The organism is Rhizobacter sp. P3_B12 (assembly GCF_056402895.1).
The window spans coordinates 1-3,084 of record NZ_JBFUGN010000757.1; the positions used below are offsets into that span (position 1 = coordinate 1).

General features: G+C 69.2%; 2 protein-coding genes. One reads left to right on the forward strand and one right to left on the reverse strand.

What is annotated here, in order from left to right:
• A partial coding sequence (locus AC1D01_RS27495) for an efflux RND transporter permease subunit (protein ID WP_477872046.1) occupies positions 1 to 2,414 on the reverse strand: 2,414 nt, incomplete at its 3' end.
• Between the two features lie 164 nt (positions 2,415 to 2,578).
• Between AC1D01_RS27495 and AC1D01_RS27500 the strand changes: the two genes are divergently transcribed.
• Positions 2,579 to 2,998, forward strand: coding sequence for a hypothetical protein (locus AC1D01_RS27500; protein WP_477872048.1), 420 nt, complete (start codon positions 2,579 to 2,581; stop codon positions 2,996 to 2,998).
• Positions 2,999 to 3,084: the final 86 nt, after the last annotated feature.

Below are 3,084 nucleotides of genomic sequence, written 5' to 3' on the forward strand. Positions count from 1 at the left end.
CCCCCGCCCCCGCCGACCGCGCCGACCGGCAGGTTCAGCAGCGCGTCCAGCGAATCCACCTTGTACTGCGGCGTCTGCACCGCGATGTTGTAGACCACGCCGTTCTGCGGRTTCAGCCAGAAGGCCGGCGCCGTCTGCGAGCTGCCCGACAGCGAGATCAGCACGTTCTGCCCGACGTTCGACGCGGTGAGCCCGAGCTGCTGCAGCCGCGAGCGGTCCATCGTGAGGTTCAGCGCCGGCAGGTCGTTGCGCTGGTGCACGTGCGCATCGACGGCGCCGGGGATCTCGCGGATCTTGCGCGTCAGCTCGGCCGCCAGCACCGCATTGGCGGCAAGGTTCTGGCCGGTGAACTGCACGTCGATCGCCGCCGGCAGCCCGAAGTTCAGGATCTGCGTGACGATGTCGGCCGGCTGGAAGAAGAATTCGGTGCCCGGGAAGCGTTTCGGCAACTCGGCGCGCAGCAGGCTCACGAACTCGTCGGTCGGCCGGTGGCCTTCCTTCAGCGAGAGCTGCAGCTCGCCATCGAGCGTGCCGATGGTGCCGGCGTTGCTGTACGACAGGTTGATGCCGCTGTTGGGCACGCCCAGGTTGTCGAGGATGGTCTCCAGCTGGTCGGCCGGGATCAGCTCGCGGATCACCGCCTCGACCTCGTCGGCCAGCCGCGCGGTCTCTTCGATGCGCGTGCCGGTGGGCGCGCGCAGGTGCAGCCGGATCTGGCCCGAATCGACGCTCGGGAAGAAGTCGCGCCCGAGGAACGGGATCAGCCCGCACGACAGCACGCAGAACAGCGAGAAGCCGATCACGAAGCGCTTGCGCTGCGACAGCAAGGCCGACAGCGACAGCGTGTAGACCCGGCGCACGCGCTCGAACTGGCGGTCGAAGGCGAGGTAGACGCGCTGCAGGGCGTTCGGCTTCGCATCCTTCGGGGCCGCGTGCGACTTCGCCATCAGCAGCATCACCAGCGTCGGCACCAGCGTGCGCGACAGAAGGTACGACGCGATCATCGCGAACACCACCGCCTCGGCCATCGGCACGAACAGGAAGCGCGCGACGCCCGACAGGAAGAACATCGGCACGAACACGATGCAGATGCACAGCGTGGAGACGAAGGCCGGCACGCCGATCTCGCCGGCGCCGACCTCGATCGCCTCGATCAGCGGCGTGCCCAGGTGCAGGTGGCGCTCGATGTTCTCGATCGTCACGATCGCCTGGTCGACCAGGATGCCCACCGACAGCGCGAGGCCCCCGAGCGTCATCAGGTTCAGCGTCTCGCCGAGCATCTGCAGCACCAGGATGGACGCGAGGATCGACAGCGGGATCGTCGCCGAGATGATCAGCGTGCTGCGCCAGTTGCCGAGGAACAGCAGCACCATCGCGGCCGTCAGCAGCGCGGCGATCACCGCCTCGGCGATCACGCCCTTGACGGCTGCCTTGACGAACACCGACTGGTCGAAGAGGGGCGTCACCTTCACGTCGGCCGGCAGCGTCTGCGCGGCGCGCGGCAGCAGCGCGCGCAGGTTGTCGACGATGTCGAGCGTCGACGCGCCGCCGTTCTTCAGCACCGACAGCAGCACGCCGCGCGCGCCGTCCTGCCGCACGATGTTGGTCTGCGGCGAGAAGCCGTCGCGCACGTAGGCGACGTCGCGCAGGTAGGTGGTGGCACTGCCGTTGGTGCGCACCGGCAGGTCGTTCAGCCCGGCCACCGCGTCGGGCGAGCCGTTCATCTTCACGGTGTATTCGGTGGCGCCGAACTTCGCGGTGCCCGACGGCAGGATCAGGTTCTGCAGGTTGATCGCGTTGACCACGTCGGCCGGCGACAGCCCGCGCGCCTGCAGCGCCGCGGTGTCGAGGTCGTCCGAGATCAGCCGGTTCTTGCCGCCGTAGGGGAACGGCACGGCGACGCCGGGGATCGTGATGAGCTGCGGGCGCAGCTGGTTGACCGCGGCGTCGAACACCGACTGCTCCGGCAGCGTCGGGCTCGACAGCGCGAGCTGCACCACCGGAATGCTGGAGGCCGAGTACTTGATCACCAGCGGCGGCGTGGTGCCCGGCGGCAGCTGCCGCACCTGCGTCTGCATCGACGCGACGACCTGCGCGATCGCGGTCTGGATGTTGGCGGTCGGCTGGAAGAAGACCTTGATCACCGCGACGCCGTTCAGCGATTGCGATTCGATGTGCTCGATGTCGCTGACGGTGGTGGTGAGCCCGCGCTCGCTCTGCGCCGAGATCCGCTGGCCCATCTCCTGTGCCGACAGCCCCCCGTAGTTCCAGATGATGCTGATCACCGGGATGTTGATCTCCGGGAAGATGTCGGTCGCCATGTTGCGCAGCGCGAACGGCGTGGCCAGCACGATCAGCAAGGCCATCACGATGAACGTGTAGGGGCGACGGAGCGCCAGCTGGACCATGGACATCGATCGAGACCTCCGTTGCGGGTCGTCGATGATAGGCAGATTCACATGGCCGCCGTGTTGCTGGTGGCGATGGCCGCCCGCGGCGAACACCCTGCGATGATCACGGCCGTCAGCCCGGCGTAAGCTGCTGGCACGCGGCGCGAGCCAGCCGCGAAGGAGCGGACATGGGCTGCCGAAGCTGTGCACTGATCCGGGGCGCGCTGGGTGCGTCGGTGGCATCGCTCGCGCTGGCGGCCGAGCCGCCGCTGCCGCCGCCGGGCAGCGCACCGAACCTGCCGAGCTGCGTGAGCACCGCCTGGATCCACTTCGGCCGCGACGACCGCGCCGCGGTGCTGGACGACGGCGACCGGCGCGCGGTGCTCGCCGAGATGCACAGCCTGTATCCGGTGCTCGAGCGCGACGGCGTGCCGGTGTCGCGCGTGGTGCTGTGGCGACAGCCTGGCGGCGAGCTGCTCTACGTGACCGCGATCGACAACCCGCGCCAGACGGGCGAGGCCTGCTTCATCGCGACGGTGTCGGCGGCGCGCTTCAGCCTGACCGCGCCGCTGCTGCGCAAGTACCTGCTGCTGGAAGCGGCCCCTTGACGGGCGCGCGCCCGGGCGATGCTCAGCCGCCGGCGCGCTTGACGGTGTGGCCGGCGCGCTTCAGGCGCTCCATCACGGTCTCGACG